Origin of the sequence: Rothia sp. HSID18069, from assembly GCF_003989155.1 — a bacterium.
Taxonomy (GTDB): domain Bacteria; phylum Actinomycetota; class Actinomycetes; order Actinomycetales; family Micrococcaceae; genus Rothia; species Rothia aeria.
In genome coordinates, this window is sequence record NZ_RBMG01000005.1 from 117,111 (window position 1) to 143,169 (window position 26,059).

Below are 26,059 nucleotides of genomic sequence, written 5' to 3' on the forward strand. Positions count from 1 at the left end.
ACGTGGCTGGTGCGGCGCTGCTGAAGTGTCGGGTGTGCACCATGACTGACTAAAGTACGTAACAGGGGTGCCCCAGATGGTTAACCATCTGGGGCACCCCTGTATCACGGGCCGGAACCTGCTTCTACGGTTCGTGTTAGCTGGCAGGTTACAGGTAGGCACGGGCCGGGTCGATAACGTCCCGTGGGGTGCGTGCGGCGCCCGGTAGCGGCGAACCCACGGCCTTAAACACCCAGTCGTTCCCGTCCCGGCTAATGGAGGCGACCATCAGGCCCGTGTGCGAGCCTTTCTGCGTCATCTCAAAACGGGCCAGCTCCTGCCGATTTTCCACATTTTCGACGCGCACAAACGCGTTCTCAATACTGCTGAACTGATCACCCGAATATGATGTGATCACCAACGCCAGGGTGTTGACGCGGGCATCCACCCCGGGCAGGTTAATGTCTATAACCTCGTCGTCGCCATCACCGGCACCAGTGAGGTTATCACCGTGGTGGATGATTGAGCCGTTTGCGGCACGCAACGACCCGTAAAACACGGCCTCAACCATTTGCCCCGAGGCATCATAGGCCAGCACCGAAGCGTCCAAGTCCACGGCCTTCTCCTTGGTGCGCCCAAAGAAGCCCTTCACCTTGATCGGGTCCCAGCCCAGACCCAGGCGTACCTGGGTGAGGCCGCTATCTTTTGACAGGTTAATCTTTTGGCCTTTTGAAAGGTTAATGGCCATAGTTTCTCTACCCTTCTACATCGTTGTACGTTAGTTGTCATGCCGCGCCGGGTGACAGCGCCCACCCCAGTGGGGCGGCCACCCGGCAGCGGTTACGGACACGCTCACAGGGCGGCCTAATCGGTTGAGCTTCCCGAGGTTACGGGTTCTTTGGCGTCCCCATCATTCTCGGCGGCTTCGGCACGGTTAGCGCGGCGGGATGAGATGACCGAACCCGCAATGAACACGATGCCGGATAAACCGATCACATAATCCGGGATATCCCACTTCAGGGTCGCTATTAGCATGAGCGCCAGAACACCGATCGCCCAGTGCGCGCCGTGATCCAGGTAGCGCAGCTCCTGCAGGGTGCCTTTCTCAACCAGGTAGATCGTCATTGAACGAACGAACAGGGCGCCCACACCCAGGCCGATCGCAATAATAATCGGGTCGGAAGTCACCGCGAAAGCGCCCAGCACCCCGTCGAAGCTGAATGACGCATCCAGCACCTCCAGGAAGATGAACATGGAGAACGCGGCCTTACCCGTGAGCATGGCGACCTCCGACAGAGACTCTTCCTGAGCCTCATTGCGGTCCTCCATGAACGTCGCCAGACCGTTCGTCGCCAGGAACGTGAGCATACCCAGCAGCCCGGAGAGCAGGATCGTGTACTGTTCATGGTGCTCGGCCCCGAACAATTGTGCGGCCGCCAACAGGATCGCACCCGAAACCAGCACCGGCATTGAGTCGAAATGCCCCGCCTTAGCCAGTGGCCTCTCAATGACCGCCAGCCAGTGCACATCCTTACCTGCCTCGAACAGGAATGAGAGGAACAGCATCAGCAGGAACATGCCGCCGAAAGAGGCGATCGTGTGATGCGCCGATTCCAGGATGTAACCGTAAGTGCCGGGGGTGTGCGGGTCGCCGCGCTCCATGGCCAGGTTCCACGCTTCGACCGGTCCCACGTTACCGGCCAGGCATACGATCAGGAACGGGAACACCAGACGCATCCCGAATACCGCAACGAGCACGCCTACAGTCAGGAAGATACGGCGCCAGGCGTGCGACATCTTGTTCAGGTATTTTGCGTTCACGCCCGCGTTATCGAACGAGAACACGATCTCAAGCACGATCAGGATCGCGGCGGAAACCATGCCCGAAACACCGCCGTAGAACATCGCCACAACGAGCGCTGCGAGGGTGATGAGCAGGTCATATTTGAAGAATTTCAACAATGCCATTGATTAAAAGCTCTCCTTATAGAGCGTGTGTGTGCTGTCTAGAGGGTTCTAGACGGTAAAACCGTAAGAGGTGAGCAGGTGCGGCAGGCCACCGGTGAAGGGGTCTTCCACAGCCTTGAAACGCCACTCGCCATTATGGCGGTACACCACAGCGAACAGCACCGCCGGTGCCGCCGAGCAGTCTTCGGACAGGTCGTAGCGGGCGATCTCTTCGTTGGTGTCGTCATTAATCAGGCGCACGTAGGCGTTGCGCACCACACCGAAGTTCTTGCCGGTCTTCTCACCCTCGTAAATAGAGGCGAGGATGTGCACACGCTGAACCTGCGGGTCCACCTTCTCAAGGTTCACGATAATCGTCTCATCGTCGCCTTCGGCGTCACCCGTGCGGTTATCACCGGTGTGCACGATCGCCCCGTCCGCGCTGGTGGGGTTATTGAAGAAGATCAGGGAGGCGTCATCGAAAATGATCTTGTCATTCTCATCGGTGAGCATGACCGAGGCGTCCAGGTCGTACGTTTCCCCGGCAATTGACAGGTCCCAGCCGAGACCGATGGTGAGGTTCTTCAGGCCGGGGGCCTCCTTGGTGAGGTTAATGGGGTTGCCTTTGGTGAGCTTAATAGCAGCCATGTACCTTTCCTTATCTCTTGTCTATTTATGGTGGTTATTTCTAGCCGATAATGGCTATTGCGAGCGTAGCGTACCCACTCTCGCTTAATACTAGCGCGCCCCTGTCCAGGGTTCGGGTAAACCCCAGGCTGGTGTTGGCCAGTATAAGATTTTCTCCGCCCACAACCAGCGAACGCAGCTGCGTGAGCGCCCGCGGCGGTATGCTCAGCACCGTGCAGTCGGTGTTGAGAGTGATCCTGGTGACCGTATCAATGGGTTCGGGCCGTGAAGGCTCAGGGTAGTCGATGGTGGTGCCGTCCCAGGTGAGCAGGGTTGCGTGCAGGTTCGTGCCGGTGATGCTCACCCCGCCGATTCCGGACTGTACCGCATCAAGTATGAAGGCCCGTTCCTCCTGCGCCGCTTCGGTGATATTCGGGGCGGACCCCCACCAGTGCGGTTCGGGGTCTGGTATAGGGCTGGCGGTTACGGGTGTGGATGTTTCGGTGGTTTCGGCCCCGGAGGGTGCCCCCGATATTCGGCTGTTGGGCTCTGCGGGGGTGTAGGTGGCGGTGCGGCGCGCGGGTTTACGCATATCCGGCGGGGCCACCGACCGCCCCGCGCTATTCGACCCGCCGGGTTTGACGACTGAGGGGGCCTGCACGCGACGCCCGCCGCCACCGGGCTGTGCCGCCGGTGTGGGGGAGCTGTGCCGGGTGTTTTGGGTAGCGGCCGAGGCTGTTCGCTGGGGTGCGTGAGCCGCCGCGCTGCCCGTGGTGGCAGGGGCGCTGCCGCCGTGGTCACGAGTATTCTGCGGCGCCGGGTCGGCCAGGTACGCCGTTAAGAAGCTGTAGCGGCTCACAACCCGAACCCCCGCAGCATCGCTGGAACATCTGCCCATTCGTCACACACCGCACGCACCTTCCAGTCCCCACGGTGCCGGTACACCTGCATGAGGCGCACCGCCGCGCTGCGGCCCACCTGCGCCAGTGGTGCACGGAACATGGTGGCTCCCGTGGCCGGGTTAATGACGCGGGCCCGTATGCCGCTGGCACGGTTAAGCCGTATTGAGCTTTCCCCGTTAATGAAAAGCACCACCTCCAGCGAGTCCACATCCGCCGGAACCTCCGGTAAATGTATGCCGAACTGTGCCTTGTCGTCGCCCATGATCTCGCGGCGGTGCACACTGGCGGAGCTGTCAAGCACCTGGTGTGCGAACACGAAGTCGCGGCGGTTCACCAGGCGCCCGCCCGTTGTGAGCAGCACCCCGGCTTCCAGGCATTCACGCAGCAGCGGTTCGTCGGTGCGCCACCGCAGCCCCACCAGGATATTGTGCACCTCGGGGGCGGCCTGGGTCAGGTTCACGTTCTGCCCGATGCTCAGTTCCATCATGTTACCGCCCCCATCATGCCACCATGCGCTTACGCATAAATAGGGTGTGCGTCTCAAGGTCCATGCTGTGCCCGGCCCGCACCAGGTTCAGGGCGGTGGAGAACTCGCGGTTCGCCTCCGTGAGCGCCTGCACCAGCTCGGTGGTTTGCGTCTCGGTGGGGGAGTGGGTGCGCGTATAGGCGGTGAAAAGGTTCGGCAGGTAGGTGCTTAGCGCCGTCTGCAGGGTGTATGAGGTTGTTTCCGGCAGCGCCCGGTGCGTGTTAGACCCCGCCTCATCCGTGATCTTCCGGTAGGTTTCGACCATCTCAAACGCCGGAAAGAGCGCCCGAGGCGGTACCGTGTCAGCGAACTGTCCCAGGCGTATGCTGGCCTCCGCGATCACCTCGACGGGTGTGGGCTCGTGTACCTGCGGGTACGCCTGTGCGTTACCGGCCTGGGCAGTATGCTCGCCCACCCCCGCCCCGGGTGGGGCTGGCTGCTGCCCGGGCTGGGGTGCAGGGTGTGTATCCTGAACCCCAAGAAACCATTTAAGGAAGCTCATTGGCGCTAGTTCCCGGTGATGGCGCGGGCAGAACCGCCGCCGGTGACCGTGTTCTCTTCGGCGTTGCTGCGTTCGACGCGGCGCATCGAGTCGGCGGTGAGCTCCCGCAGCATCTGGTTTGACTGGGCGAACGCATCCACCGCCCCCTGCCTGAAGGAGGAAATCTCATCAAGAGCGGCCAGCACCTTGCCGTGCGCCTGCTCCAGCACCTGCGGGTCGATTGCGGGCTGGGACGCCATCTGCTGGATGCGCGTAGCCTGCGAGGACAGCATTTCGGCGTTGCGCGTGATCGCGTTCTCCGTGGTTTGTTTCAGGGCGCCAAGCTGCTGCAGCACCGCCTCCTGCATGCCCAAAGAGCGGGCGATGTAGGCGGTCATCTTGTACGCCCACAGGGTGGTGTCTTCGGCGCGACGGATACCGCGAATCAGCTCTTTACCGTTGCTGGAGACAACGTCACTGGTCAGGTACGCCTGCCCGGCAATTTCAAGCTTCGTGAGCAGGTCGCTGATGCGCTGCTCGGTCACGTACAGCACCTTCTCGGTGTAAATGCGCGCGGTCTCTTCATCCCCTTCAAGCCGGGTCTCTTCGGCGGCGGCACGCACCATATCGGCGAACTGTTGAAGCACCGCAACCTTCTCGTTCAAATCCCGCATGCCTTCCTGCAGGCGTTCACGCAGCTTCACCAGTTCCGCCTGCTGCATCACCAGGGCGTCCGTGGACTTTTTAAGTTTTTTGCTGATGCCCTCAATATTGCGGTTGACGGTGGCGTACTGGTAGAAGAACGCCTCCATCTTGTTTTTGCCGCGCCCCAGCAGGCGTTTTGCCAGGCCGCGCTTGCCGGGGGTGCCGTCAATTGCGCTGTAATCCAGGGAGTTGATCTGCGCGCGTAGTTCAGCCAAGTTTTTCGAGGCTTTCGTCTGCGGTGACTCGGGGGCGAGCTCAAGCTCCTGCATGTTCAGCAGCCGCTGGGTGATTACGTCAATACCGTTGAACGTGTCGGCACCGTACACCGAGATCGTGTTCTCAAGGGTGTCAAGCAGCGTGGGGGATTTCAGGTCGGTGTTATTCAGCGCTATTGCCAGCTCATCAGCGCCGTTATTCACCGTGGCTGCCTCGGGTGCGCGGGTCTCTTTTTTCACCAAATCCAGGGTGCCTTGGGTGCCCAGTCTGGCAGGGGCCTGGGTAACGGTTGGGGGTGCACCGAACTGTGGTTCGGAGGCGGGAACGTCAGACACTGGACACCCTTTCTGTAGCGCACTAATAGTCACGGTGAAGCCGCCAATACGTACCGTGCACGGTTATTCGGGTGCCGCGCACCTGTACGGAGGCAACGTATTCTATTGTACGGAAAGAACCTGAATAGTCGCGCAAAAGCGGCCCGGACAGTGCGGCGCGAAGCGTTTTAGTGCTGCTTTAACACAATATTCAGGGGTAACGTTTGGGCATGCGCTGCGCGCCGACGGACGGTGCGTTGGAGACTGAACCTCCACCCGTTTTCGGTTCTCTCAGATGAGCCCAGGACGATCAGCTTTCAGGCCCAGGCGCCCGTCGCCAGAGATGAAATACTTGCCAAAATAACAAGCAACACCGTGGTTAAGCCGTTAAACTAGATACCTCCATGCAGATAAACTAATATGGCAATCACCAATCGTTGAGGATGACACGCTATGACAACTTCCGCCTATACCCGCCGCACCGCACTCATGACCGTGGGTATTGCAGCCGCTACCGCGTTCACAGGATGCGCCTCCACACTGGTGCCTGCCACCACACAAACAATAGAGGAAGGGGCAGCCAGCCCCTCAAACTCTGAACGCACCGACTTTAGCGGCGAAGCGAAAATCGAGAACTACGACACCTCCGCGGGAACCTACGAACCCGCCACCCGGGAACACCGCGCCAAAAACGTCCCCAAACCTATCCTTCCCGAAGAAGCGAATAAGAACAGTGTGGCCGGACTCCACGCCAATATTGCCTACTTGGCTGCCGCCTACATCTACGGGTTCACCAGCGGCGACGCGGAATGTGTTGGAAAAAGCGCATTAAACAGCGAAGATAAAGCCTCTCTGACAAGGGCTATAGGCCATGTGAGTGACTCCACCTGGGTTGCTGACCCCACACTCATCATTAGTCTTAAAGAGGCTACACCCCGGCAAGACGGCGATACCTACACGTGGCCAGCTCTGCTCACTCTTAAAATCGGCCCCTTCCGGGTGAAGAATCGTTCAGTGGAAGAAGTCCCAGAATCAGAACGGTCAAAAGAGTTCCCCATGGATATTGTTGCCCGGTACAAGGACGAGCGGTGGGTCTTTGATACCCTGCCCACCAACCGTAGCTCCTCATCGCCCGGTGCAGGGGGAACCTCCCGCGTCTAGGATGCCAGCACAAGGCTGCTGCCGCGCTCGTCCCCAGGACCCGGTGCCCTGTTTCTTCTGTGCCCCGTGTAAAGTGGAACAGCTCACGAGTGTTACAGATGATTCACAAGCCATAACACTGGTTACCTGCACCGCAGTGAAGGCGGTGGGGTCTTTAGATGTTCCCCGGCGGTCGATATGATGAATGAAGAACCGACCATCGACCGCAAAAAGGAACGATGACCCTATGACTTCCGCATTAAACCGAACTTCCGCCGTGACCCGCCGCGCCGTGCTCACGGGGATCGCCGCAACAGGTGCCACCGCGTTAGGGGCCTGCACCTCCTCCGCCCAGCTCACAGACATAAGGGGAGACTACTCGGGCGAGATCAAGTTCGACAGCTACGACACCTCCGCGGGAACCTACGAACCCGCCACCCGAAAGCACCGCGCCAAGAACACGCCTAAACCCGTCAAACCCGCCAACATCGACAATAAAACCGTTGCGGGAATCTACTCCGCCCTCGGGCATTATGCGGCCGCCATCACCTACGCCATAAACACCGGGGAAGACACCTGTATTCAGCAGGTGAACATGGAGGAGGCAGACAAAAAGGGCGTGTACGAGTATTTTGGGAAACCCTTCACCCAGGCATGGGTGGGGGAATCCAAGTGCGTTTTCATCCTTAAAGATCCTCTGCCCACGAAAAAAGACGACACATACATGTGGCCTTGCACAACGAAAATCACTATCGGGGAGTTCGCTGTGTCAGATGGCCGTGCGCGAGATATTTCCAGTGACAAGCGGGAAATAACCGATGACGCAGAGATGCATCTAACCTACAAAGACAACAAGTGGGTCATCAGCACTGACGCCTTGTTCTTCTCCTCCGCAGCCAGCGGCACGAACAAGGTATAGATGCACTCTTATGCACCCGCGAAGGATATAAAAATCCAACACTGCGAGCTAGAAGCCGCGCCGTATGGGTAATGATGAAACGGTGATAAACCAGGTGGTTAACAGATACAGCAGGGCACACAACCTTATTCCTGCCACCGCCCTCTCCCGAGTAGGGTCGATCGCCTACACTGTGGTGGTCGCATGGTACGTGAGTCAACATGCAGGTAATCAGATGGTGGGGCTGATGAACGCACTCAATGGGGCAGGGGTGCTTCTTGCCAGTATTCTGGGGTTCACGATTATTGACAGATACAATAAGAAAACACTGCTTATCGCCTATGACATTATAAACAGTATTTTCTGTATAGTCGCCGCCGTATTATCGATATACCTTGACAGGCACGCAAGTGTTTTTATTGTGCTCATTCTTTCGGCATGGTTGTCGCTTATCGCAACAATATATGCGCCCACCAGCCGGGCTATCATTCCTGAAATACTCCATACTCAAGAGTTTGAAAAATACAATAGTGTTTATTCGGTGGTAGGGGAATTATCGCGTTCGGCGGGCCCGCTAGTGGGTGCAGCTATCCTGGCGCAACAGACAGCTGATGCTCTTGAAGCTGCGCTGATTGTCAATTTTGTCTCTTTCATGCTCTCTTTGGTAATCACTCTGTATCTGCCTTCGGGGCGGCGTGTGTCTCGTGCTGAGGTGAAGGAAGAAAAACCTCGAATAACTCGTGATTTAAGTGATGGACTAGTATATATAGCCTCTTCAGCATATCTTAGACGCGAGGTGCTCTACATTACGGTCATTAACGTGTGGGGAGCCTCCACTCTGTATCTGCTGCTGGGGCGAGTGGCGCACCTGGGGATGGACTCAAACATGTATGGGTTGGGCATGTTTATCTCGGCGCTGGGTGCTGTGGCTGCATCCGCTACTATTCATAAAACGCCCAGTCTCGGGGCAAAAGCTCACCCAAATACTCTACTGTTTCTGATGTGCTGCGCGTACTGTATAGCTATTATTCCCGGAATTATTAGTGTATTTTGTGCATTATTTATAAGCGCAGGAATTATAGTTATTTACAATATTCGACTATATAGTGATGTGCAGAAGAACAGTACCCCCAAACATATTGGGAAAGTTATGTCGGTTATTTTCCTGGCAACTGCACTCTTCACCGCATTAGGCAGCCTGCTGTTCTCACATGTGAGTGTGTGGGCTGATACCGGGCTGTACGCCATAGTGTGTGCCGCATCCCTCATAGCTGTTACAGCGGGTCTTACCCTCACCAAGTGGACCCGCCGCACGACCTAACATCTAGCCCCTGAGGCCGCGAGCAGAGGATATGTGTTCTAACAGAGGAGAAAATATCCGCTGCTCGAACCGATACCCTCTGCCCGCAGGTTTGTGGGTCTGCTAAAGATTTTGCTAAAGGCGCAGGGCGCTACAGCCAGATGCGCACCCGCTCCTCGGGCGGCAGGTACAGCTGATCCCCCTCGGCAACACCGAAAGCCGTGTAGAACTCGTCAATATTGCGTACCGTGCCGTTCACCCGGAACTCATCGGGGGAGTGCGGATCCACCGAAATCATCATCTCCGCGTGCTGCGGGCGGGACTTCGTGCGCCAGCCCTGGGCCGTGGACCACAGCAGACGCTGCGCCGCGCTCATCCCATCAAGCACCGGCGCATCCTCCAACGAATTAATACCCTGCTGCTCAAGGGCGATCTTATACGCCTCAATCGCAATCGACAATCCCGCCAAGTCACCAATATTCTCACCCAGTGTCAGCTCACCGTTTACCCGGAACTTTTCCGGGTCAAGACCCACCGGGGTGTAGGCGTTATACTGCTCAACCAGGGCGTGCGTGCGCTTATTGAACTCCTCATAGTCCTCATCGGTCCACCAGTTATTCAGTGCCCCCGTGCCGTCATAGCGTGAGCCCTTATCATCAAAACCGTGGCCGATCTCGTGCCCGATCACCATGCCAATACCGCCGTAGTTTGCTGCATCGTCGGCCTCGGGGTCAAAGAACGGCGGGCGCAAAATAGCGGCCGGGAACACGATCTCATTCGCCGGGGGCATATAGTAGGCGTTCACCGTCTGCGGCGACATCAGCCACTCGTTCTGATCCACCGGCTGGCCATTGCGTTCCAGCATAAAATCACAGTCAAAGGCGGAGACGCGGCGCAAATTCTCGAACAAATCGCCCTCAACCAGCTCAAGTTTCGAGTAGTCACGCCACTCATCCGGGTAACCGATTTTCGTCACGAACATGGACAGCTTCTCCAGGGCCTTCGCACGGGTGGCCTCGGTCATCCACTCCAGGTTCGTGATCGAGCGGCGGTATGCCTCCAGCAGGTTATCCACCAGTTTGAGCATCTTCGCCTTATGCTCCGGCGGGAAATGCACCGCCACATACTCCTTGCCGACCTCCTGATCGAGCGCCTTCTCAACCGTGCCCACGCCGCGTTTCCACCTATCGCGCAGCTTCTCCGTACCCGAAAGGGTGCGGCCGTAAAAATCGAAATTCGCCTGCACCAGCTCGTCATACATAAACGGTGCCCGCGAATGCACAGCATTCCACACCGCCCACAGCTTCCACGTCAGCAGCGGCGTCTGCTCCCACAGGCGCGCCACACCCTCAAAGAACGACGGCTGAGACACCACCACCTTGCCCATGCTGTCGGGGTCAGCACCAAGCGCCCGCAGCCAGTGCGAGAACTGGAACCCGGGGAACTTCTTCTCAAGCTCGGCCGCATCCACCGGGTTGTACCGCGCCTCGGCGTCGCGGTTAGCGACCACATCCCAGTGGTGGGCGGCAATCTCGGCCTCATGCGCAAAAATCAGTTTCGCCGCCTCCGCCGGGGTGAGGCTAAACCCCTCCGCCAAACCGGTCAGCTCAAAAACACGCGCAATATGGTCAATATAGGCGGAGCACACCTGCTCGTACTTCTCCTCACGGTAGTACGCCTCATCCGGCAGGTTCAGGCCCGACTGGGTCATATAGAACGTGTACTTCTGCGGGTCTTTCGAATCGATACTCGTGTACCAGCCGATCAGCTGCGAAATACCCGCGCGTGAGAGCAGCGCCAGGGTGACCGCCAGCTGCTGCGGGGTCTGCGCGTTCAGGATGGGGGCGACCTCTTTCAGCAGCGGGCCCAGGCCATCCGCCTCAATTTTCTTGGTGTCCATGAATGAGTTGTACAGTGCACCAATACGGGAAGCAGGCTGTTCCTTGGCGACGCGCTCAATAATCTCACGCACATGCTTCTCGGCGTCATCGCGCAGGGTGTACAGGCCGCCGTCTTTGGAACGGTCGGCGGGGATCTCGTACGTGTCGAGCCACGCGCCGTTCACGTGGCGGAAGAAATCATCGCCCGGTTTGACGTTTGAATCGACCCATTCGGTGACAATACCTGATTTTTTAGTGTTATCCATGAACCCATTCTAGGGGGTGAGCAGATGGCGCGCCTCACCACGCAATATGAGGTTACCCCTCAGCCTGCCCGCAGGATGGCCCGGGACGCGGGTAAAACAATCCGCGAACAGCGGGTATTTTGCCGAAAAGGTGATATTTTCTCACCTTCTCAGGCAAAACCCCGCTGCTCGCGGACCTATAAAGAGGCTACAGGCTCGCCCGAACCTTCTTCGCGGCGGACACTACGTTCTTGAGCGTCCTCTTCGTCTCCTCGTAGTCGCGGGTCTTCAAACCGCAGTCCGGGTTAACCCACAGGTCAGAGATGGTTCCGTACCCAATCGCGGCACGGATCAGCTCCTCAACCTCGGCCTGCGAAGGCACACGCGGCGAGTGAATATCCCACACGCCCGGGCCCAGCCCCGAAACATAGCTTTCGGGAATATCCGCCAGCAGCTCCATATGCGAGCGCGCCGCCTCAATACTGGTCACATCCGCATTCAGGGCATTAATCGAATCAATAATCTCGTTGAACTCCGAGTAACACAGGTGGGTGTGAACCTGAGTTTTATCCTCGACCGCGCTCGTCGCCAGGCGGAACGCATTCACCGACCACGCCAGGTACGCGGGCTGCTCATCACGGCGCAGCGGCAAAAGCTCACGCAGTGCTGGTTCATCCACCTGAATAATGCGTATGCCTGCCGCCTCCAAATCGGCGATTTCGTCGGCGAGCGCCAATGCAACCTGATTCGCGGTTTCCTCGCGCGGCTGGTCATCACGTACGAACGACCAGGCCAGAATAGTCACCGGGCCGGTCAGCATGCCCTTGACGGGACGATCGGTGAGGGACTGGGCGTAGGAAATCCAGGGCACGGTCACGGCCTCGCCGCGCAGCCCTTCACCTGAGCGTTTCACATCGCCGAACAGCACCGACGGGCGGGTGCAGCGTGAACCGTAGGACTGCACCCAGCCGTGCTTCGTCGTGGCGAAACCATCGAAATTCTCGGCGAAGTACTGCACCATGTCGTTACGTTCGGCCTCACCATGCACGAGCACATCCAGGCCCAAATCTTCCTGGAGTTTAATAACGGAGGCGATCTCTTCACGCAGGAACTCCTCAAGCTGCTGCTGCGTGATTTTACCGGCACGTGCCTCTGCACGGTGGCGGCGAATATCGCCGGTCTGCGGGAACGAACCAATGGTTGTGGTCGGCAGCTTCGGCAGGTTCAGATCGGCTTGGGCATCCCGGCGGGTCTTCAGTTCAGGGCGCTCAAAATCCTGCGGTTTCACGGATGCGGCACGCTCACGGATTGCCGCATTATGCTTACGCGGATCCGCTGTGAAACGTGCTAGCGCTTCGTCGGAGGTCTTCAACTCTGCCTCAACCGCAGACTCACCGTCGGCAAGACCGCAGGCAAGAGTCACGATCTCGGCGACTTTCTGGTCGGCAAAAGCCAGACCGTCTACGGGCACATCGGCGGGGTCTTCAAGGTCAAGATCGTGCGGCACATGCTGCAGCGAGGTTGAGGACGCAACCGCCACCGCACCGCCATTAATGTTCTGGAGCGCGTGCAGGAGCGCTCGCAGGTCGGCACGCCAAATATTGCGCCCGTTAATGGCACCCGCCACCAGGGTTACGCCGGAGTCTTTGAAGGCGGTCAGCGCCTCGGCATCGTAGAGCGTGGAAACCAGATCGAGATGCAGCGCCTCAATACCGGTGTCTAACAGTGCGGGCAGGTTCTCGCGCAGATTGCCGTAGGGGCTTGTCACCAGGATTGCGGGGCGGTTCGTCTCGGCTGCCAACGCGGTGTAAGTTTTACGCGCCAATTCGGCGATTTTGGCGTTGGGAATGTCGCGGTCCACGGTCAGGCCGGGTTCGTCGAGCTGCACCCACTGCACGCCGCGTGCCGCCAGCTCGGCGAGCACCTGCCGGTAGGCTTTCACGAAATCGTCCAGGCGATCCAGCGGCGTGAACCCTTCGGGCGAACCCTGTTCGGCTTTCGCCCCAAGAAGCAGAGTGAGCGGGCCGACCAGCTGCGGGCGCACCGTCACCCCATGTTCCTTGGCGACTTCAAGCTGCTCGTCAATAGCCTCAAGATTCAGCGTGATCTCGGTATCCGGGCCGATCTCGGGCACCAGGTAGTGGTAGTTCGTATCGAACCATTTCGTCATCTCCAGCGGAGGCAGCGTCTCTGTGCCGCGCGCTAGAGCAAAGTACCCGGGCAGATCGAGCAGGCCGCGCGCATCCTTGGCGTCGGCAAGACGCTTGGGCACGAGGGTGAAAAGGCGCACGGCATCGAGCACCTGATCGTAGTACGAGAAAGTCGCCGGGATAGACGAATCGGTGGCGCTAAGACCGCGCTCGATCACACGGTCATAGTAGGTGCGCTGCACATCTGCGGCCGCCTGGCGCAGCTCATCCTGCGTGATTTTGCCTTTCCAGAACGCTTCCTGTGCCTTCTTCAGCTCACGGAAACGGCCCACGCGGGGGTAACCGACGACGGTTGCTGTGGGGAATGGGGTGCGGGTCATCCTAGTTCCTTACTGTGGGAGGGGGTCAAATAAAAGGGGAGTTTAGAGGTATTGAAGATCGCTCAGGGGGAGTTTGAAACGGTTCGAGTAGCGCGGAACGTCGAGTTCTTCGAGGACGTCCAGCACAGCCTCATGCTCGTTAAATGTGAAGAAATGCAGGCCGGGGGCGCCAGCATCAAGCACCTTGCGACATTGGTCGAGTGCATGTTCCACGCCGATGCGGTGCATCTCGCGCGGATCGCTCGCGGTTTCCAGACGATGTGCCAGCTCGCGCGGTACTTCAAGCCCGGCAAGCTCGCACAGCTTCGTCAGCCGAGTCAGCGAGGTAACGGGCATAATACCGGGGATAATGGGCATCTGAACCCCGGCAAGGTGCGCAGCATCCACCAACCCCGAATAGCGCTCGGTCTCAAAGAAAACCTGGGTGATGGCGAAATCCGCCCCGGCACGCTGTTTTGAAAGCAGAATCTCAATGTCTTGAAGAAGCGAGGAAGATTCGGGGTGTTTATGCGGGTATGCCGCAACCCCAATCGATACCTTCCCCGCGGCAAGATGCGCGAAATCCTCACGTTCCACCCTGCGAATCAGTTCCACCAGGTAGCGGGCAAAAGGCAGCTCAAGCGGGCGCGTGTCTTCGGGCGGAATATCGCCGCGCAGCGCCAAGAAACCGCGCACACCAAGCCCCAGAATCAGACGAACCGAGCGTTCCAAATCGGCCACGGAATGCCCCATACAGATGAGATGCGCCAGCGGATTCAGCGAGGTTTCATGCACCAGGTGATCGAGCAGAGCCAACGTCTTTTGGCGGCGCTGCGCATCGCCCGAATAGGTGACGGACACGTAATCCGGGTTGGTTTGCTCAAGCTCGGCAATGGTTTTGAGCAGGGACTCGCAGCTTGCGTGCGACCGTGGCGGATACAGCTCGTAGGAGAGAGCCGGGTGAACTGTCGTCATTTTCATTCCTTCGTGTTCACCCGATAGAAGCGTGCCCGAAGGTACGCCGAATTCTTTATGCACAATGCGAAGGGAATTCACTTCTATCGGTTCTGGCGGGAGCACCTTGTCCGCCCACCCCGTGGGGTGGAGGCTGGCGAGGTTGCTGCGACGTCTAAGAGCCAGATCTCTCGGTCGCTCTGGATAGATAACACTCCTACTTTAGGCAGGATGCGCGGTGTCAGCAAGAATATGTCGGCACATGTCGTCGCACGGTCATAACCGCTTAATATTGCGGGATTCGGCGAAACAATACGTCATATAGGTTCGCGGCAGTGTGGACTAGCGTATTGACACCTCGGCTGATTTGGCCGCGAGTAGATAATATGTCGACGAGCAGATAGCGGAATGTTATCTGATCGTCACAAAACTATCTGCTCGCGAAAGAATTGCAGGGTGCCTTGTACGTCATGTTGCGACCACGTCCTGTCAAACACGGTAGAGTAAACGTATGGAACGCATCGAATCTCCCGCATATGCACGCCTGGGTAACTCCGGGCTGGTCGTGCCCTCCGTCGGTATCGGCTGCAACAACCTGGGACGCCCCGGCACTCCCACTCAAACTCAGGAAGGCACCAACGCTGTTATCGCCGCCGCAGTTGAGGCGGGCATCGGCTTCTTCGATATTGCCGACCTGTACGGTGCCGAGCCCGGGCTGTCAGAAACCATGTTCGGTACCGCGATGCGCGAACTCAATCTCAACCGCGATGACCTGATCATCGTCACCAAATTTGGGCTTCCCACCGGTACCCTCAACGGCAATGATTGGGATGCGCGCGGCTCACGCCGATACATTATGCGTGCCGTCGAAGGTTCACTGCGCCGTCTGGGAACCGAGTACATTGACCTGTATTTCTACCACAGCCCCGACCCGAACACCCCGCTGGAAGAGACCCTGTCTGCTCTTGATACGCTTGTGACCAGCGGAAAGGTTCGTTACCTGGGGCACTCCAACTTTGCGGGGTGGCAGCTTGCCCACGCCGAGCATCTCGCCCGCGAACTCGGCACTGAGCGGTTTATCGCCGCCGAAAACCACTACAACCTGCTGGATCGCCGCGCCGAACTCGAAATTCTGCCCGCCGCCCGCCACTTCGGGCTCGGGGTGCTCCCATACTTCCCGCTCGCTAACGGGCTTTTGACCGGAAAATACCTCCGCGACAGCATCCCGGCAGGGTCACGCCTGTCGCACTCCAAAGCGCAGGTACTCGCGCAAGCCGATTGGGAACAACTCGATGCCTACCGCGAATTCTGCGCCGATCTGGGGATCTCTGAGGTTCAAGCCTCCATCTCTTGGCTCAAACAGCAGAACCCCGTTGCCAGCGTGATCGCCGGGGCAACCACCCCCGACCAGGTACACGCAAACGCGCAGGCCGCAAGTGTGCGGTTCAACGACGACGAACTGGCGCGGCTCAACGAGATTTTCCCCGCCCCCGAGAGCATCGCGCTTTTCTAACACAACCTTCACCACAGATATTGCTGAATGGGAATACTGCCGCCGGGGCGAGCGTTAAACCCCTGCACCACACAAAAACGCAGAACACCCGACCGCATGAGAGACAAGAATACCCGCATGAGCATCACCACTGAGCCGCCGAACCGCGCCAGCACACTACCCCCGCTCGGGCAGGGCGCACACACCCGCCGCCTGGGCGTTATCGCACTGGTGGCAACCTTCGGCGGGCTCCTCTTCGGGTACGACACCGGCGTTATCAACGGTGCCCTCGACCCCATGAGCCGCGAACTCGGCATGGACAACACCATTCAAGGCTGGGTCACAGGCTCCCTCGCCTTCGCTGCCGCCCTCGGAGCCATGGTCACCGGGCGCATCTCAGATGCCATCGGGCGACGCAAAACCATCATCGGACTCTCAATCCTCTTCATCGCGGGCGCGCTCGGATGTGTTTTTACCCCCAGCATTGCTGTACTGTTGATGGGTCGCACGATGCTCGGGCTCGCCGTGGGAGGCGCATCCGCGGTCGTGCCTGTATTCCTCGCCGAACTTGCACCCTATGAAATTCGCGGCTCACTCTCCGGGCGTAACGAACTCATGGTCGTCGGCGGGCAGCTCGCAGCGTTCATCGTGAATGCCATCATCGGCAACCTCTGGGGTGAACACGACAGTGTATGGCGGTGGATGTTCGCCGTCTGCGCCCTGCCTGCGCTCGCGCTTTTTATCGGTATGCTGCGCATGCCCGAATCCCCACGCTGGCTTATCGCCCAGGGGCGCACCGAGGATGCGCGCGCCATTATGCGGCGCATCCGCCCCGCCGAACGTGCTGACGCCGAAATTGCGGACATCACGCGTTCACTTGAGGAAACCCGCACCCAAATCGGCTCGGGGGCTAAGGGCAGCACGGGTAAAATCCTGCGTGAAAAATGGTTTGTGCGGATTCTGCTGGTCGGTATTTTGGTGGGTGCCGGGCAGCAGCTCACCGGTATTAACTCCATCATGTACTACGGCATTAAGGTGCTCAAAGAGGCCGGGTTTGACGAAGGCTCGGCGCTCATTGCGAATATCGCGCCGGGCGCTATCGCCGTGGTCGGCTCAATCTTTTCGCTGCGCATGATGGAACGCGTGAACCGCCGCACGATGGTGATTACGGGGTATTCATTGACCGCGTTTTTCCACCTGCTGATCGGGGTGGCGTCTATGCTCCTGCCGGAAGGCAGCCCCGCGCGCCCTTATATTATTCTGGTGCTTGTGGTCGGGTTCGTGGGGTCGATGCAGACCTGCCTGAACGTTTCGACATGGGTGCTGATGAGCGAGCTGTTCCCGCTTCGGGTGCGGGCGGTCGGCATGGGTCTTTCCGCATTTTGCGGGTGGATGATGAACGGCCTGCTGTCCCTCGTGTTCCCGGTCATTCTGGGTGCACTGGGGCTGACCGGATCGTTCTTCGGGTTCATGGTGGTGAACGTGCTGATTGCCGTGCTCATGTGGCGTAACCTGCCCGAGACCCGCGGCAAAACCCTGGAAGACGTGGAGGCGGGCGTTATCTCGGGCGCAGCCTACCCGTTTGCGGCTACTCGGTAGACGGCACCCCCTCTTAGCTCGCGAGCAGGTAGGAGCTCATACCAAAATCCACCTGCTCATGGATAAATAAGGCCGCTGGATACGGTTTACGGATTCTGTTGTAGAAAGTCTTCAAGAGAGATGCGGTAACCATCATCTTTGGCACGGGCTTTACGCAGAGCCTCAATATCAAGTAGCTCTTCGTATTCTTCTACAGGGCTTATATCAGGCATATGGCCTACTCAAGGTGATGCATTGATAGGGAAGGCTTGTGTTAGTCTTAACATATCTTCGCAAAGTTACCTGCGTACAGCGGAAGACTCAGCAGCGGCAACTACTGAGTCTTCCTGGTAGGTAGAGCACTACTTCAGAAGCTTAATGAGGCTTGAAGCAAAGCTCATGATGTACGAGACGGTCTGAGCAGCTCCATCGGTAAGGGCAAAACTTACCAAGAGCGCTTGGGCCGTTTCTACGTAGTCGTAGAAAGACATCGTATCCCACCGCCTTTCCGCCCCGGGAATCTCCACAGGATATTCTTCGCAAAGTGGCTGTGGGATTACCCTGCAGAAAGGGCACTTCTAACTTTAAAGCACGTATGTATTAAACCTGTAAACATACAGCATGTGACTACCTGAGGAACTAAACCAGCAACAGTTCTATGTTTTTGTTGACCCCAGCAAAGGCACCCCTATCCTGCGGGGCAGGCGGTTAAGTGCTACCGTCAAATAAGACGGCACTACGCCGAAACAAACGCGCGCAGGCTCTCGGCACACACCCGTGGCGCGCATCCACCCACCCGATGAGCCAAACATAACAACTGAATCAGGGGCAAAGAAGTGACCAACACCGAGAAAAATGACTGGGATTTGCGCAGCGAGAAGGTTCAGAAGAACCAGGTAGCCGCCTACGACGAGATGCGCCGCCGCTGCCCCGTAGCGCACGACGAGTTCATGGGCTACTCCGTGTTCAAGAATGCTGATGTGCAGCATGTGCTCGACCATCCCGACATTTACTCGAATGTTGTCTCGACGAGGCATATTGCCGTGCCGAACGGTATGGATGCGCCCGAGCACACAACGTTCCGTGCCGTGAATGACAAATACTTCACCCCCGAACGTCTGAGGGAGTTCGAGCCGAAAATTCGTGAGGTCGTCAAGAACCTGGTGGCTGATCTGCCGCGCGGCACCGAGGTTAATGTGATGGACGGGTTCGCGCAGGCTTATGCTATGCGCATTCAGAATGCGTTCATGGGCTGGCCCGCGAGCCTTGAGAAGCCGCTGATCGAGTGGATTGAGAAGAACCGCGAGGCTACGCTGCGCCGTGACCGTGAGCAGATCGGCAAGGTCGCCCTTGAGTTTGACACCTATATTCGTGAGCTTCTGGATGCGCGCCGCGACCAGGCCGCCGCCGGGAACCCGCAGGATGTGACCGCCGAGCTGCTGACCGACACCGTGCAGCTGCCCGGCCACAAGCCGCGCACCATGACCGATGAAGAGATTGTGAGCCTGATTCGTAACTGGACGGTGGGTGAGCTTTCGACCGTTTCGGCGTGCGCCGGGATTATCGTGAACTTTTTGGCGCGCAACCCGCAGGAGCAGGCACGGCTGCGTGACTCACTGGGGGAGGGGCATGCGGAGGTCGCCGCCGCGGTTGAAGAGATTATGCGCCTTGAAGACCCTCTAGTGACGAACCGCCGCGTGACTACCGAAGACACCGTGCTGGGTGGGCGTACTATTCCGGCGAATTCGCGGGTGACGATTAACTGGTCGAGTGCCAACCGTGACGAAGACGCGTTCGAGGATGCGCTCACCTATAACCCGCACCGTGACCAATCCCGCAACCTGGTGTATGGCGACGGTATTCACGTCTGCCCGGGTGCCCCGCTGGCCCGCCTAGAGTTGCGCCTGCTCATGGAGGAGCTACTGAAGGCAACCAAGAGTATTGTTCCTGGTGACGAGTCTGACGTGCCCGCCACCGAGAACGCCACCTACCCGATCTCGGGTTACTCGACGGTCCGGGTGGTGTTTGGGTAGGGTTTAGGGCCTCATAGCAGCTTTCGACCAATTGCGAAGGGGGCGGGCTACACGTCCTTACCTTCCTTACGTAGGACGTATGACTGTACGCCACCCCAGGGCAGCGACGCAGTGGTGCAGATTGGGCTGTACCACTCAAAAACCTGTGTCATATTGTGGACAGATGCAGACCGAATATCTAAGAAATAGAGCACTTTTTCTTTAATATTTTTTAATTTTTCACCCTGACCCACAGAGTGAGTATTGAGTGTCGTTTTCAAATATGCTAAGTTGTTTTTCCCTTCGAGATTGGGGTTAGGGGCCAATAATTTAGCGGCTAAACAGCCTGAAAACTGTACTGCGCAAGCAATAATTCGCCATCAGATTTTAAATATTTACCCGTAAAATTTAAACACTAGTTTGTATTTTGATATTTTTGAATGTTCTTTAGTGCTGTGATGGAAAAATTTTCACAATCTGGTATTTGTCTCATTGGGTTTGGTTAATCGCGCAGATATCCTCTACAGTCGAATGGCGGGTTTAGGAAAATCTGTTCCTCAAGTTGAGGTTTAAAGTCTTCCGGTCATAGTGTCTAGAACAGTTGTTAGGGGTTGCTCTCGTGTATCTCAATACCTTGACAAAACCAAACCCCAACAGCCTGTGCCGTGCCCACCATCTCTTCTTACTCCATAGATGGGTTCCCCACGTATTTTTTCTGCCTGTAACAGGGAATAACCCCTGCCTGTCTGCCTGCCCCCAAACACCTGCTGCCCCTTTGGGCATGTTAACTACTCGCAGCGACTGCCCACGCGAGGCAGCGTGCATGAGCAACGGCCAAGCAGGCAGCTTTACGGGACGGATCGGGGCATATAAAATCCCCAGTCTAGAGCCCCTTTCGGTGCATAGCCACCGCAGCTGGAAGGCACTGAATTCTATCCCACCCTGCAGCAGAGAATCGGCTGATAATGCCCTTGCTCCCGCCTGCTGCTTACGGCGCGCCAGTACACGACCATAGCCCGCACTAGTACAGCCCAGTAACGTCAGTAAATAACCAGCAGCAGGATAAGGGAGGTGAGAAACGATGTACACCACGCATCACATAGGCACAGCGACCCGCTCACACGGTTACTGCACCGCACCGGTGGCGCAAGATAAAGATCGGGGGAGGGCGCCGCCTGTGCTGTGTTCACCCCCGAAACAAGAAGAATAGGGTTAACCGCGGGATCCCATCCCATCCGTGTCCCTGCACGGGCGGGATCTGAGGGGATAAATTGCTGTTCCTGGTATCCCTAAGGGGCCGCAACGAGGTTCTCAAAGCGGTCGGGTGAACGCACCTATTGGCCCTATTCGCTGGAAACACCGCTAGTCCGGAAAGTGGTGTCTCTGGTTATCACCGATATTTCCCTGTTGACCCAAGAGGCAGGGGAACAGGTTTAGAAAGGAGAGTAGAGAGAATCCCCAGAACAACAGTGATCTTTTAGGTAGCAGAGTCTAGTGGATGATATTGAAGACTTGGCAGACGGTATGCCCTAAGCCGTTTCGTCAGCTTCAGTTCAGCTTCCAGCCCGTGAGGTGGGGTGCGCAGCCAGTGCATCCACCGAGGCGTGGTAGCCACCCACTAGGTAGGTGACTACCCCGCTTAGATATGTTGTGCAGAAAGAATGGTTAGCTAGCATCTCTCAGCAACATGTCTAGGCACACCTAAACACTTGGGCTGCTGTCCGTCATAGGCGGGCGGTAGCCCAAGTTTGTGGGTGCTCTCACAGCGAGCACGCCCACTATTCTACTACAGGCGATGATGGTACCCGAAGAGCATTTAATATACTGATAAAACTATATATCGCAGTGGCGCGTATTTTAGAGAGCAGCAGATATTGAGAATGTGGCTTTATTTCTCTGCTATAGCAAGGGTTTACGATATTCCTTGATAAGTAAAAGTGCATAACTGAAATTTTACATACGAAATTATTTACAAAAAATTTAAATTTTTTTAAAAACTTATGGATTAAAAATTTAACCTCACCTAGGATGGGGACTATCGGATTGATAATCCGACCTGAGAGTACACCACTCTTAGGAACACCCTAGAGATAGGAGTCTCTACATGCAGTACATCAATGCTGATATCCGCGAGCTTGGCTCGTTTGAGGAGGCCACGAGCGGTCTCTGGTTTGGGGCTTACCGTGACATTTTTGCTGGCCGTCTCTTCTTCCAGTTCTCCCTGTAAAAGGGCGTACCCTGGCAAGGAAATTCTAGGGATAGGAGTTTTACCATGCAGTACATCAATGCTGATATCTGCGAGCTTGGCTCGTTTGAGGAGGCCACGAACGGCTTCTCCTTCTTCGGCCTGTACCGCGACCTGTTCTTTGGGCGCACCAACGTGATTGTCCATGCAGGCTACTACCCCTAAGCCTACATTTAAGAAGGTGCCTCACCTTTGAGGCACAGGCACTGTAACTCAATGAAGTAATATCCGGTGCCGAACCCTCTGTGTATGTAATCCTACATTGTAAGAGCGCATATTTCGGGATAAAAAATGCACCCGAAATATGCGCTCTTTCCGCTCTTATGTGCGCACCTATTTATTAGATCGTCAGGGGAATACAGGGGAGGGGCTTTATTATCGGAGGGCAGCTCCAATAAATACTTAATTATTACCCTGAAAAATAAAAACAATGTAAAACTGGCTATATGGTGGAGAATCTGCGGCTGCCTGGTTGTTTCAATAAGCTGTAGTGAAAGAACAATAACAGTACTCACCGCAGTAGGAGAGGGTGAACCCTACAAGTTCTGCCCTTCGTACATGACTTCCCAGGCGGTGCCGAACCGGTCGATGCAGCGCCCGTCGTATGCTTCCCACACCTGCTTCTCAAGCGGGTAAAGTACGGTTCCGCCCTCTGACAGCGCTGCAAAAACGCGATCCGCATCGGGCACAGAATCAGCCGAATAGACCAGAAAACTTGCTGGTGCGCCTTCGGGTGCTTCCTCATTCATAACATCTGAGCCCATGAGAGTCATGTTATTAAACATTAAGGCGGTGTGAGCGATCTTCTCACCCCATTCTTCCTTGTACATCCCAGCGCTCTTGAGCGCGTCTGCCATGTCCCGGTAGCGGATAAGGCCATCTCGCTGCGCCCCAAAAAGCTCCTCATAGAAGTCGAAAGCTTCACGGGTGGTTCCGTGGTGGTTTGAAAGATAAACATTCATCTGTGCCATGTGAAATTCTCCTGATTTCGGATGATGGGGACAATAATTTCACGGTAGCAAAGCCACACTGCCCTTTGCTTATCTTCAATTGCGCACTTATTGACTCTTACGGGATGACAGCAGGTAACGTGCCAGCAACACCGGAAAATTCATGATGATAGGCGGGTCTTCGGGCAGAGGCAGGCGCATCATCAGGTGAACCGGCTCAGGTGTTGTTGCCGCATCAAATGTTATTGAGGAGTCTGCTTTAGCGCGGTAATTCTGGCTCAGCGCCTTTAGCGGATGCACCCCGAAACGCACCTCGCACGCCAGCAGGTAGTAGGTTCCGGGTGGAATATTCGTGAAGGTGTATTCCGCAGAACCAACCACCGCCACCCCAATAACCGGCTCTCCTTTAGGAATCGCAGTAGGAAACAACCCCATAAACGTAATATCGCTGCGGTAATCTGGTGGGTACACGGCTCGCACCGTCAGCTGATGCGGTGTTGTGACGGCGCTTTGACGGTGCTCAAACTGGGCGGTGCGACCGCACAGCCCCAAGAGCACACTCCGGGCTTTAAAAGACTCCCGGCGATAATCGCGAGGCGAGCTACCCGTATGCTGTTTGAAGGTGCGGGAGAAGGACGTTAAGCTACTGTACCCGGCAGTAATAGCGCTAGCTGTTACGGTACTAACGGGCGAGGAACGATCCAGAAGCCTCTCAATACTGCACTGAATTTTCAACACCTCAACATACTGCTTAATGGTGTATCCCCTCACCTGCCTAAACCGACGTGAGAGATAGTACGGGCTGTACCCGCAGGCTTTAGCAATGCTGGTGAGGCTGGGCGTGTCCCTTATATGGTCACGAATATAACGTATGACGGCAGTAGTTTCCATGTAAAATTATTTCCCAAGTATGTGACAAGTTCCAGAGCTCCTCCGTATACTCATCCCCTCATAGATTAGTATGCTAGAAATTTATCTTATCTAAGCTATATACTATTAAAAATACACCAGATATTACGAATATACTGTATTCAAATAATATAAATCAAGAAGTGTTTATTTCTTTGGTTGAATCTCCAATTACTGATTATTTATTATTGGTAATGATTACTTTGAAGCACTGTTTCTATATTATATTTGAGGGTTATCCGGGGGGCTACGGGGTGGTTCCCTGAGTAACCATCATGCTGTGCAGGGGAGAGGTCACTGCATTTTTATATTACTAATAAAAAAGTCAAATGATGGGGCAACCGTCATGAGAAAACCATCGGAATGCAAAACACAAAGAGAATTATCGTGCGGATTAAAACATAAAAAACCAGAATCCGATAAACCTATAGCAAACATATTTTTAACCATTTGTTCATCGAAAAAACTTGGTTCATGAGAATCTATGACTATCTCATCAATAATATTTAATGGGATTTGATAATTGGGGCCATCGGAAAAAGTTTCCTCAAGAAGCATATCTTCATTCCACAAGTCATAAAATGCGCCTCCGTCATAATTTTTACAATCTTTTGCATTGAATAGCGCTTGTGAAATCCCGTCTTTGTTTTTATACAGGAAATCTATATAAGCTTTAGGGAGTCTATATTTTTCAAATATTTCCTTCATATCATGCTCCTTCAGCTATAACTTGAGACAAGTACCCATGTTTAGCTGCTCATTTTGCGATTTTAAATATTCCTCTGCCCGCTTCTTTAAGGTTTAATCACCAAGGTATTTTCGTCTTGGTTATCTGCGGTACAGGCCCGCTGCCTGGGCGGATATATTCGGGGTGGCAGCAGCCGAGCTAGGGGCCGGTGCATCAGCACGCACAATCTGCGACTGTTTAAACCGGCGGTCAGGGGTGCAGGTCTGCTTGTATTTAGTGTCCGCTAAGCTGCGGATCTTCTGCACATAATTCTGCGTCTCGGGGTACGGCGGGATGCCCTTATACTCCTCAACCGCGCCCGGCCCGGCGTTATACCCGGCCAGCACCAGATCCAGCAGCTCATCATCATTCGCGGCGTATTTAGCTAAACGCTCCTTCAACCCAACCAGGTAGCGGGACTGTGCAGCAATCGCATCGTGCGGGTCGCGCCGATCCCCGCCCTGACCCCACTGCGCCCACGCGGCATCGGTAAACTGGGCGATACCCTGCGCCTGTGCGTCGGAGACGGCACCCACCTGCCAGTGGCTCTCCGTCTCAAGCTGCGCGGCAAGAATCCCCGGGCGGTACCCGGTAGCGGATGCGCCCCGCAGCAGATCCTCACGCACCTCGGCGGGCGCATAGGTCAGATCGGTAACCTGGCAGTACTCGTCATAGGTTGCCGCGAGCCCCACCACGCCGCCTCCGAGCAGTACAACGGACGCGATCACCTGCCAGTTAGCCATGAAACCAGCCACGAACTTCGTGAGGAACCCCGCCCTCGACTTTTCAGACGCCATGCCTTCTAGAATAACGCACCCCGCCGCGGAAGCGGACGCGGCCCACACGCGCTAATCGCCGGAGCCTCCTCACGGTGAACGGGGTGCGTGCCGGTGCTGGTTACCGGCACCGGGCGGTGGGCAACCGGGCCGTTGTGCGCAGGTAAAATTTAGACGGGCAACCCTAGAAGAAAATGCTCATATTATTCGCACCATCAGGGAAAGGGATTATGGAAGCTTCTCAGGATAAAGAGCATAAATCAGCAATTGAACTGGATCTATTATTAGATGATTTTGTGTTGGATAAAAACAGTAATTGCTTAAAAGAGCTATTTGAATTACCTAGCGGGAAGTGGGCTGAAGTTAAACATTTCTTTGACCAAGATTATTACGCTTCAAACTATCGCAATTCGAATATTTCTGTCTGCTGGCTGCCAGATGTTGACGGAAGCAGCGATAAGTATCGAATAATCGTATTTTTTGATACAAATGATTTGGTGTCTCAGGTAATATCTTTGAACATGGCAACTTTGTCATCGAATAACTCTTGCTGACTACGCCAGGGCAGGGCGCAGATGCTATTGCCCAGAAGGCATCGGCAGAACTGCCTGTCCTGTTAGGTGAGGACGAAGTTTTTGGCCCACGTGAAATCTCCCGAGGCGCTCTGCCTACTCCGAAACTCCGGCCCGAACTCAGGACCCCCAGCAGGACAATACTCTTTCCCGTACCCACCATGAGCTAACCCCG

General features: G+C 56.2%; 25 protein-coding genes and 1 riboswitch. Of the genes, 9 read left to right on the plus strand and 16 right to left on the minus strand.

Translation table 11 applies throughout. The features are described from left to right. Window positions 1–148: 148 nt before the first annotated feature. From D8M41_RS10685 to D8M41_RS10715, 7 genes are all read right to left on the minus strand, one after another. Window positions 149–727 carry a TerD family protein gene (locus D8M41_RS10685; RefSeq protein ID WP_126500729.1) on the minus strand — a complete coding sequence of 193 codons (579 nt, stop codon included), beginning with the start codon at window positions 725–727 and terminating at the stop codon, window positions 149–151. A 116-nt stretch (window positions 728–843) separates the two neighbouring features. Beyond that, window positions 844–1,947, minus strand: coding sequence for a DUF475 domain-containing protein (locus D8M41_RS10690; RefSeq protein ID WP_006889107.1), 1,104 nt, complete (start codon window positions 1,945–1,947; stop codon window positions 844–846). 48 nt (window positions 1,948–1,995) lie between these two features. Next, the gene (locus D8M41_RS10695; RefSeq protein ID WP_126854670.1) at window positions 1,996–2,574 is read right to left on the minus strand and encodes a TerD family protein; all 579 of its coding nucleotides are present in this window, start codon (window positions 2,572–2,574) and stop codon (window positions 1,996–1,998) included. A gap of 40 nt (window positions 2,575–2,614) precedes the next feature. After that, the gene (locus D8M41_RS10700) at window positions 2,615–3,412 is read right to left on the minus strand and encodes a hypothetical protein (protein ID WP_006889094.1); all 798 of its coding nucleotides are present in this window, start codon (window positions 3,410–3,412) and stop codon (window positions 2,615–2,617) included. Continuing rightward, complete coding sequence (locus D8M41_RS10705) at window positions 3,409–3,942, minus strand: TerD family protein (protein WP_006889085.1); 534 nt, start codon at window positions 3,940–3,942, stop codon at window positions 3,409–3,411. Before D8M41_RS10705 ends, D8M41_RS10700 begins: the two co-directional genes overlap by 4 nt. 13 nt (window positions 3,943–3,955) lie before the next feature. Continuing rightward, window positions 3,956–4,483, minus strand: coding sequence for a hypothetical protein (locus D8M41_RS10710; protein WP_126927015.1), 528 nt, complete (start codon window positions 4,481–4,483; stop codon window positions 3,956–3,958). Window positions 4,484–4,488: 5 nt separating this feature from the next. Further along, window positions 4,489–5,718 carry a toxic anion resistance protein gene (locus D8M41_RS10715; protein WP_006889106.1) on the minus strand — a complete coding sequence of 410 codons (1,230 nt, stop codon included), beginning with the start codon at window positions 5,716–5,718 and terminating at the stop codon, window positions 4,489–4,491. A gap of 432 nt (window positions 5,719–6,150) precedes the next feature. Here D8M41_RS10715 and D8M41_RS10720 point away from each other — a divergent pair, with 432 nt between their 5' ends. From D8M41_RS10720 to D8M41_RS10730, 3 genes are all read left to right on the plus strand, one after another. Next, entirely contained in the window at window positions 6,151–6,858 is a 708-nt protein-coding gene (locus tag D8M41_RS10720; RefSeq protein WP_126927016.1) for a DUF6318 family protein, read from the plus strand. A 226-nt stretch (window positions 6,859–7,084) separates the two neighbouring features. Then, window positions 7,085–7,756, plus strand: a complete 672-nt coding sequence (locus D8M41_RS10725) for a DUF6318 family protein (protein ID WP_126927017.1) — start codon at window positions 7,085–7,087, stop codon at window positions 7,754–7,756. 64 nt (window positions 7,757–7,820) lie between these two features. Continuing rightward, window positions 7,821–9,056 carry an MFS transporter gene (locus tag D8M41_RS10730; RefSeq protein ID WP_126927018.1) on the plus strand — a complete coding sequence of 412 codons (1,236 nt, stop codon included), beginning with the start codon at window positions 7,821–7,823 and terminating at the stop codon, window positions 9,054–9,056. Between the two features lie 130 nt (window positions 9,057–9,186). Here the strand turns inward: D8M41_RS10730 and D8M41_RS10735 are convergent, their stop codons facing one another. The 3 genes from D8M41_RS10735 to D8M41_RS10745 all read right to left on the minus strand — a co-directional run bounded on the left by D8M41_RS10735 (window position 9,187) and on the right by D8M41_RS10745 (window position 14,644). Beyond that, on the minus strand, window positions 9,187–11,181 hold the full coding sequence (locus tag D8M41_RS10735; RefSeq protein ID WP_126927019.1) for a M13 family metallopeptidase: 1,995 nt from the start codon (window positions 11,179–11,181) through the stop codon (window positions 9,187–9,189). A gap of 187 nt (window positions 11,182–11,368) precedes the next feature. After that, window positions 11,369–13,690, minus strand: a complete 2,322-nt coding sequence (gene metE, locus D8M41_RS10740) for a 5-methyltetrahydropteroyltriglutamate--homocysteine S-methyltransferase (RefSeq protein WP_126927020.1) — start codon at window positions 13,688–13,690, stop codon at window positions 11,369–11,371. Between the two features lie 42 nt (window positions 13,691–13,732). After that, the gene (locus D8M41_RS10745; protein WP_126927021.1) at window positions 13,733–14,644 is read right to left on the minus strand and encodes a methylenetetrahydrofolate reductase; all 912 of its coding nucleotides are present in this window, start codon (window positions 14,642–14,644) and stop codon (window positions 13,733–13,735) included. Between the two features lie 80 nt (window positions 14,645–14,724). Then, window positions 14,725–14,834: riboswitch (SAM riboswitch) on the minus strand. A 300-nt stretch (window positions 14,835–15,134) separates the two neighbouring features. Here D8M41_RS10745 and D8M41_RS10750 point away from each other — a divergent pair. Continuing rightward, on the plus strand, window positions 15,135–16,136 hold the full coding sequence (locus tag D8M41_RS10750) for an aldo/keto reductase (protein WP_006889108.1): 1,002 nt from the start codon (window positions 15,135–15,137) through the stop codon (window positions 16,134–16,136). Between the two features lie 96 nt (window positions 16,137–16,232). Beyond that, entirely contained in the window at window positions 16,233–17,714 is a 1,482-nt protein-coding gene (locus D8M41_RS10755) for a sugar porter family MFS transporter (RefSeq protein WP_006889116.1), read from the plus strand. A gap of 86 nt (window positions 17,715–17,800) precedes the next feature. Here the strand turns inward: D8M41_RS10755 and D8M41_RS10760 are convergent, their stop codons facing one another. Further along, a complete protein-coding gene (locus tag D8M41_RS10760) occupies window positions 17,801–17,926 on the minus strand; it encodes a hypothetical protein (protein WP_006889090.1) in 126 nt (41 codons plus the stop codon). Between the two features lie 129 nt (window positions 17,927–18,055). Then, window positions 18,056–18,184 (minus strand): cell division protein FtsL, encoded by a 129-nt coding sequence (locus tag D8M41_RS10765; RefSeq protein WP_232617579.1) that lies wholly within the window; start codon window positions 18,182–18,184, stop codon window positions 18,056–18,058. Between the two features lie 345 nt (window positions 18,185–18,529). On the opposite strand from D8M41_RS10765, the gene D8M41_RS10770 reads away from it, so the two are divergent. The 3 genes from D8M41_RS10770 to D8M41_RS11710 all read left to right on the plus strand — a co-directional run bounded on the left by D8M41_RS10770 (window position 18,530) and on the right by D8M41_RS11710 (window position 22,115). After that, window positions 18,530–19,726, plus strand: a complete 1,197-nt coding sequence (locus D8M41_RS10770; RefSeq protein ID WP_006889117.1) for a cytochrome P450 — start codon at window positions 18,530–18,532, stop codon at window positions 19,724–19,726. A gap of 2,083 nt (window positions 19,727–21,809) precedes the next feature. Further along, entirely contained in the window at window positions 21,810–21,932 is a 123-nt protein-coding gene (locus D8M41_RS12105; RefSeq protein WP_006889120.1) for a hypothetical protein, read from the plus strand. A 45-nt stretch (window positions 21,933–21,977) separates the two neighbouring features. Further along, window positions 21,978–22,115 (plus strand): hypothetical protein, encoded by a 138-nt coding sequence (locus D8M41_RS11710; RefSeq protein WP_006889091.1) that lies wholly within the window; start codon window positions 21,978–21,980, stop codon window positions 22,113–22,115. Between the two features lie 371 nt (window positions 22,116–22,486). On the opposite strand, the gene D8M41_RS10775 is transcribed toward D8M41_RS11710, so the two are convergent. The 4 genes from D8M41_RS10775 to D8M41_RS10790 all read right to left on the minus strand — a co-directional run bounded on the left by D8M41_RS10775 (window position 22,487) and on the right by D8M41_RS10790 (window position 25,333). After that, window positions 22,487–22,921 carry a VOC family protein gene (locus D8M41_RS10775; RefSeq protein ID WP_006889086.1) on the minus strand — a complete coding sequence of 145 codons (435 nt, stop codon included), beginning with the start codon at window positions 22,919–22,921 and terminating at the stop codon, window positions 22,487–22,489. A gap of 87 nt (window positions 22,922–23,008) precedes the next feature. After that, window positions 23,009–23,791: a helix-turn-helix transcriptional regulator gene (locus D8M41_RS10780; protein WP_006889110.1), complete on the minus strand. Its 783-nt coding sequence runs from the start codon at window positions 23,789–23,791 to the stop codon at window positions 23,009–23,011. A 312-nt stretch (window positions 23,792–24,103) separates the two neighbouring features. After that, window positions 24,104–24,517 carry an SMI1/KNR4 family protein gene (locus D8M41_RS10785; RefSeq protein WP_126927022.1) on the minus strand — a complete coding sequence of 138 codons (414 nt, stop codon included), beginning with the start codon at window positions 24,515–24,517 and terminating at the stop codon, window positions 24,104–24,106. A gap of 120 nt (window positions 24,518–24,637) precedes the next feature. Next, window positions 24,638–25,333 (minus strand): lytic transglycosylase domain-containing protein, encoded by a 696-nt coding sequence (locus tag D8M41_RS10790; RefSeq protein ID WP_094758794.1) that lies wholly within the window; start codon window positions 25,331–25,333, stop codon window positions 24,638–24,640. Between the two features lie 209 nt (window positions 25,334–25,542). Between D8M41_RS10790 and D8M41_RS10795 the strand changes: the two genes are divergently transcribed. After that, window positions 25,543–25,866, plus strand: a complete 324-nt coding sequence (locus D8M41_RS10795; protein ID WP_126927023.1) for a hypothetical protein — start codon at window positions 25,543–25,545, stop codon at window positions 25,864–25,866. Window positions 25,867–26,059: the final 193 nt, after the last annotated feature.

Coding starts and splice junctions, on each gene's coding strand:
- D8M41_RS10695 (WP_126854670.1), bottom strand. CDS start 2,574: ATGGCTGCTATTAAGCTCACCAAAGGCAACCCCATTAACCTCACCAAG.
- D8M41_RS10725 (WP_126927017.1), top strand. CDS start 7,085: ATGACTTCCGCATTAAACCGAACTTCCGCCGTGACCCGCCGCGCCGTG.
- D8M41_RS10795 (WP_126927023.1), top strand. CDS start 25,543: ATGGAAGCTTCTCAGGATAAAGAGCATAAATCAGCAATTGAACTGGAT.
- D8M41_RS10735 (WP_126927019.1), bottom strand. CDS start 11,181: ATGGATAACACTAAAAAATCAGGTATTGTCACCGAATGGGTCGATTCA.
- D8M41_RS10765 (WP_232617579.1), bottom strand. CDS start 18,184: ATGTCTTTCTACGACTACGTAGAAACGGCCCAAGCGCTCTTGGTAAGT.
- D8M41_RS10790 (WP_094758794.1), bottom strand. CDS start 25,333: ATGGCGTCTGAAAAGTCGAGGGCGGGGTTCCTCACGAAGTTCGTGGCT.
- D8M41_RS10690 (WP_006889107.1), bottom strand. CDS start 1,947: ATGGCATTGTTGAAATTCTTCAAATATGACCTGCTCATCACCCTCGCA.
- D8M41_RS11710 (WP_006889091.1), top strand. CDS start 21,978: ATGCAGTACATCAATGCTGATATCTGCGAGCTTGGCTCGTTTGAGGAG.
- D8M41_RS10685 (WP_126500729.1), bottom strand. CDS start 727: ATGGCCATTAACCTTTCAAAAGGCCAAAAGATTAACCTGTCAAAAGAT.
- D8M41_RS12105 (WP_006889120.1), top strand. CDS start 21,810: ATGCAGTACATCAATGCTGATATCCGCGAGCTTGGCTCGTTTGAGGAG.
- D8M41_RS10755 (WP_006889116.1), top strand. CDS start 16,233: ATGAGAGACAAGAATACCCGCATGAGCATCACCACTGAGCCGCCGAAC.
- D8M41_RS10780 (WP_006889110.1), bottom strand. CDS start 23,791: ATGGAAACTACTGCCGTCATACGTTATATTCGTGACCATATAAGGGAC.
- D8M41_RS10750 (WP_006889108.1), top strand. CDS start 15,135: ATGGAACGCATCGAATCTCCCGCATATGCACGCCTGGGTAACTCCGGG.
- D8M41_RS10710 (WP_126927015.1), bottom strand. CDS start 4,483: ATGAGCTTCCTTAAATGGTTTCTTGGGGTTCAGGATACACACCCTGCA.
- D8M41_RS10730 (WP_126927018.1), top strand. CDS start 7,821: ATGGGTAATGATGAAACGGTGATAAACCAGGTGGTTAACAGATACAGC.
- D8M41_RS10745 (WP_126927021.1), bottom strand. CDS start 14,644: ATGACGACAGTTCACCCGGCTCTCTCCTACGAGCTGTATCCGCCACGG.
- D8M41_RS10705 (WP_006889085.1), bottom strand. CDS start 3,942: ATGATGGAACTGAGCATCGGGCAGAACGTGAACCTGACCCAGGCCGCC.
- D8M41_RS10720 (WP_126927016.1), top strand. CDS start 6,151: ATGACAACTTCCGCCTATACCCGCCGCACCGCACTCATGACCGTGGGT.
- D8M41_RS10785 (WP_126927022.1), bottom strand. CDS start 24,517: ATGAAGGAAATATTTGAAAAATATAGACTCCCTAAAGCTTATATAGAT.
- D8M41_RS10775 (WP_006889086.1), bottom strand. CDS start 22,921: ATGGCACAGATGAATGTTTATCTTTCAAACCACCACGGAACCACCCGT.
- D8M41_RS10760 (WP_006889090.1), bottom strand. CDS start 17,926: ATGCCTGATATAAGCCCTGTAGAAGAATACGAAGAGCTACTTGATATT.
- metE (WP_126927020.1), bottom strand. CDS start 13,690: ATGACCCGCACCCCATTCCCCACAGCAACCGTCGTCGGTTACCCCCGC.